The organism is Thermodesulfobacteriota bacterium (assembly GCA_025062045.1).
In the GTDB taxonomy this organism is placed as follows: domain Bacteria; phylum Desulfobacterota; class Syntrophorhabdia; order Syntrophorhabdales; family JANXAF01; genus JANXAF01.
Genome location: JANXAF010000022.1, coordinates 1 through 3,561 on the forward strand (window position 1 = coordinate 1; position 3,561 = coordinate 3,561).

The following is a 3,561-nucleotide window of genomic DNA, read 5'->3' on the forward strand; positions in this document are numbered from 1 at the left end:
AGTTTCATCTCCTTTGCCCTTTTAACCCAGGTGGCTAAGGTAGATTTGGGTATGGATAGTCTTCTTGCTACCTCTGGTATGGATAATCCAGTCTCTGTTATCATTTTTACTGCTTCTTCCTTAAACTCATTTGTAAAAACTGCCTTTGGAATCTTCTCCATTGTGACACCTCCATGGTTAGTATATTAGATAACAATGTTCGTGTCCACTAAAGGCAGCATAGCATAGCTTCAGGTCTGCCGCTCTCTTTGGATTCTATTCTAGAACAACTTTTCCTCCTGTAAGTGCTTCCACGTTTTCAGTTAGGATTTTTGTCACCAAAGGGCCTCCTTTCACTGGTGGTATAGGTGACACGTGAAGAAAAAGACCGAAGGCTAATGCAAAAGTGCCGTAAAGCACAGCCTTTTGTTCGAGATACTCGGTTATCGCAAAAGCGAATGAAATATTAAGGGCGCACAAGAGTAAATTTGTAGGCCTCTGCATGATTGTCAACGCAAAATCTGGTCTCTACCCGGGAGACTGTAAGTTCTGCGCGCAGTGTCGGCTCATTATGAGACAAATAGTACGACATACCCGCTTCTCAGCGAAGTGGAAATTGTAGACCGAGCAAAGCATGCTAAAAAGGAAGGGGCCCACTCCTTTGGTATTGTTACGAGCGGTCCTTCGATAGAGTCGAGCCAGGAATGGGAAACGATTCATTCCGCGATCGGAAAGATAAAAGCTTTAGGCATAAAGCCATATGCCTCTTTGGGGTTCATAGACAAAGAAGAGGCTATAAGACTCAAAAGATCTGGACTTTACCGGTACCACTACAACCTCGAAACATCTTGCGACTTTTTCAGAAATATTTGCACGACCCACGGATATGAGGAAAAAATTGAGACTATAAAGAACGCTAAAAGAGCTGGTCTTTCCGTCTGCAGCGGGAGGTATAATAGGCATGGGCGAAGGTATAGATGACAGGATAAGACTAGCACTTACATTGCGAGAGCTCGACGTGGATTCAGTCCCGATAAACATACTGAATGCGAGACTTGGAACTCCACTTTACGGTACGCCTCCGCTCGATCCTTTAGAGATTTTACTTTCCATTGCGATTTTCCGATTCCTACTCCCAAAAAAGGATATCAAGATCTGCGCCGGAAAAGAAACCCACCTTAGACAGCTTATTCCTTTGGCAATTGTTGCTGGCTGTAATTCGATCATGACAGGTAACTATCTGACAACTCTTGGTAGGTCACCGAAACTCGACAAAGAGGTAATTGAAGATTTGGGTTTAACTTGGCAGGTACCGGAGGATGAACTTTGAGCGCCTCCATGTTTCTGTGAGAAAGAATGCAGCCAAACCGTCCGTTAAATGATAGAGTCCGATCGTATTCGGGTTCTTTTTCCGGACCTAACGTAGAAAAGTCATGAAGGTCGCAACTATTTTTATACTGATCTTTTTTGTCTTCCCTTTTTTTAGTTTCCGGTGGGTCCAAAGAGTATCCTTTGCCATATCCTCCTTTTTCACCGGGAATCTTTCCATGCATGAATTGTCACGAGTCGCTGGAAAGGAATAAAAAACAACGTAGGCTAAAAGAGATGCATTCGGAGATCAAACTCCAACATGGGCAAAGGTGGTGTTACGATTGTCACAACGAAAATAACCTCGACAGTTTGAAGCTCGCAGGGGGAGATCAGATTCCTTTTAATAGATCGTACGAACTTTGTGGACAGTGTCACGGTAACATTTTAAAGATTGGAGGATAGGAATCCACGGAAAGAGAACAGGCCAATGGCAGAAAAAGGAGCAGTACCTTCTATGCGTACACTGCCACGATCCCCACAGTCCTCGCTTAAAACTGATAAAGCCTGATCCTGCGCCTATGAGTCTATCAAGAACTTTGTGGAAAAAGAAAAATAATGGCGAAAGATAGAAGATTATCGAGGAGGGATTTTCTGACTACAGCATTTTCTCTTCTTTTGTCATCCTTGATCTCTTCTTGTAAGGTATCGAGACTTATGGATTTTGATACGAGTGATCTTTTTCAAAAACACTTCAAGGAGATGTCCAAATGTGAAGTCGAAAGTATGCTTTTAAAACTTGAGGCAAAATATACGATGACCTACGGCAGAAAAGTAAAGGTTAAGGCTACGTCAGCCTTAGAAGGTGTGGAGTTTGCCTATGCTCTTAACCTTTCAAAATGTATAGGTTGCAGAAGATTATAGGGTTCAGAAGATGCGTCTATGCCTGTGTAAAGGAGAACAACCTTTCGAAATCCCCCCACCAGATCCACTACATAAGGGTTATAAGGTTTAAGAAAGGATCGATGAATTTCGAAGAAGCAGATCATTACTATGATCCTGAATTTGTGCCAGAGGAAGGACACTATTATGTGCCAGTCCAATGTCAACAGTGTAGAAGACCACCCTGTGTGAAAGCTTGCCCTGTGTAAACAACCTGGGTAGAACCTGATGGAATAGTGGGTGTGGATTATAACTGTTGCATAGGATGTAGGTATTGTATGGCCGCATGTCCTTATAGATCTAGATCCTTTAACTGGTCTGATCCTGTGATACCGAAGGAAGAGATTAATCCCGAGACCCATTATCTTGGCAACAGACGAAGAATGAGAAACGTTGTTTAAAAATGCCATTTGTGCATCCAGAGGGTAAGAGAAGGAAAGTACCTGGCATGCGTTGAGGTATGTCCGGTTTGCGCGAGAAAATTTGGAAACCTGCTCGATACTACCGATGAGGTAAGAGCTGTGATGGGGAGAAAAAGGGTTTTTTTAAGCTCAAAGAGGAATTGCACACCGAACCTAGATTTTTTTACTCTTTTGACACGTAAAAATGGGCCCAGGTTCCTTTTTTAGAACCGCCTTCGAAGAAGCTGTAAGAGGTACGAGACATTACTATTTGTGGCTCTTTTTCCTTTTAGGATTGATCTCTTTTGGAATGGTTTTCTATCTTGACCAACTTGAACATGGACTTATCGTCACACACATGAGGGATCAAGTATCCTGGGGCCTCTACATAGCCAATTTTACTTTTCTCGTTGGAGTTGCGGCGGCTGCAGTACCTCTTGTGATCCCCGCTTACATCTACCATTTTGAGCCCATAAAAGAGATCACAGTGCTTGGTGAACTATTGGCGTTTTCTTCTTTAATCATGTGTCTTCTTTTTATAATTGTGGATTTTGGAAGACCTGAGAGGTTCTGGCACATAGTCCCTGGGATAGGTAAATGGAACTTCCCGGATTCGTTACTCACCTGGGATACGATAGTGCTTTCGGGATATCTAATTTTAAACACCGTTCTGCCCCTATACATCCTTTACAAAAATTACAACAATCAAGAGCCGAATCGAAAAATTTACGTGCCTCTTGTTCTCATCTCCATCCCGTGGGCAATAAGCATACACACGGTTACGGCCTTCATTTACAATCCCCTTCCTGCCAGACCCTTTTGGAATACGGCAATTTTGGCTCCCCGATTTCTGGCATCCGCATTCTGTTCAGGCCCTGCCATAATGCTGATCGTTTTTCAGATACTCAAGCGCCTAAAAAAGATGGATATT

Annotated in this window: 8 protein-coding genes; 7 read left to right on the forward strand and 1 reads right to left on the reverse strand. The window is 43.0% G+C overall.

Annotation, left to right across the window (positions count from 1 at the left end; all coding sequences use genetic code 11):
• Nucleotides 1-255: 255 nt before the first annotated feature.
• Nucleotides 256-483 carry a hypothetical protein gene (locus NZ583_08945; protein ID MCS7281719.1) on the reverse strand — a complete coding sequence of 76 codons (228 nt, stop codon included), beginning with the start codon at nucleotides 481-483 and terminating at the stop codon, nucleotides 256-258.
• A gap of 105 nt (nucleotides 484-588) precedes the next feature.
• Between NZ583_08945 and NZ583_08950 the strand changes: the two genes are divergently transcribed.
• The 7 genes from NZ583_08950 to nrfD form a co-directional block, all read left to right on the forward strand.
• Entirely contained in the window at nucleotides 589-960 is a 372-nt protein-coding gene (locus tag NZ583_08950; protein ID MCS7281720.1) for a hypothetical protein, read from the forward strand.
• Nucleotides 941-1,309: a hypothetical protein gene (locus NZ583_08955; protein ID MCS7281721.1), complete on the forward strand. Its 369-nt coding sequence runs from the start codon at nucleotides 941-943 to the stop codon at nucleotides 1,307-1,309. Before NZ583_08950 ends, NZ583_08955 begins: the two co-directional genes overlap by 20 nt.
• A gap of 221 nt (nucleotides 1,310-1,530) precedes the next feature.
• Nucleotides 1,531-1,752 (forward strand): hypothetical protein, encoded by a 222-nt coding sequence (locus NZ583_08960; protein ID MCS7281722.1) that lies wholly within the window; start codon nucleotides 1,531-1,533, stop codon nucleotides 1,750-1,752.
• Between the two features lie 153 nt (nucleotides 1,753-1,905).
• On the forward strand, nucleotides 1,906-2,211 hold the full coding sequence (locus NZ583_08965; protein MCS7281723.1) for a hypothetical protein: 306 nt from the start codon (nucleotides 1,906-1,908) through the stop codon (nucleotides 2,209-2,211).
• Nucleotides 2,187-2,438, forward strand: coding sequence for a hypothetical protein (locus NZ583_08970; protein ID MCS7281724.1), 252 nt, complete (start codon nucleotides 2,187-2,189; stop codon nucleotides 2,436-2,438). The genes NZ583_08965 and NZ583_08970 overlap by 25 nt, the downstream gene beginning before the upstream one ends.
• 33 nt (nucleotides 2,439-2,471) lie before the next feature.
• Nucleotides 2,472-2,630, forward strand: coding sequence for a 4Fe-4S dicluster domain-containing protein (locus NZ583_08975; protein MCS7281725.1), 159 nt, complete (start codon nucleotides 2,472-2,474; stop codon nucleotides 2,628-2,630).
• A 205-nt stretch (nucleotides 2,631-2,835) separates the two neighbouring features.
• A partial coding sequence (nrfD, locus tag NZ583_08980; GenBank protein MCS7281726.1) for a polysulfide reductase NrfD occupies nucleotides 2,836-3,561 on the forward strand: 726 nt, incomplete at its 3' end.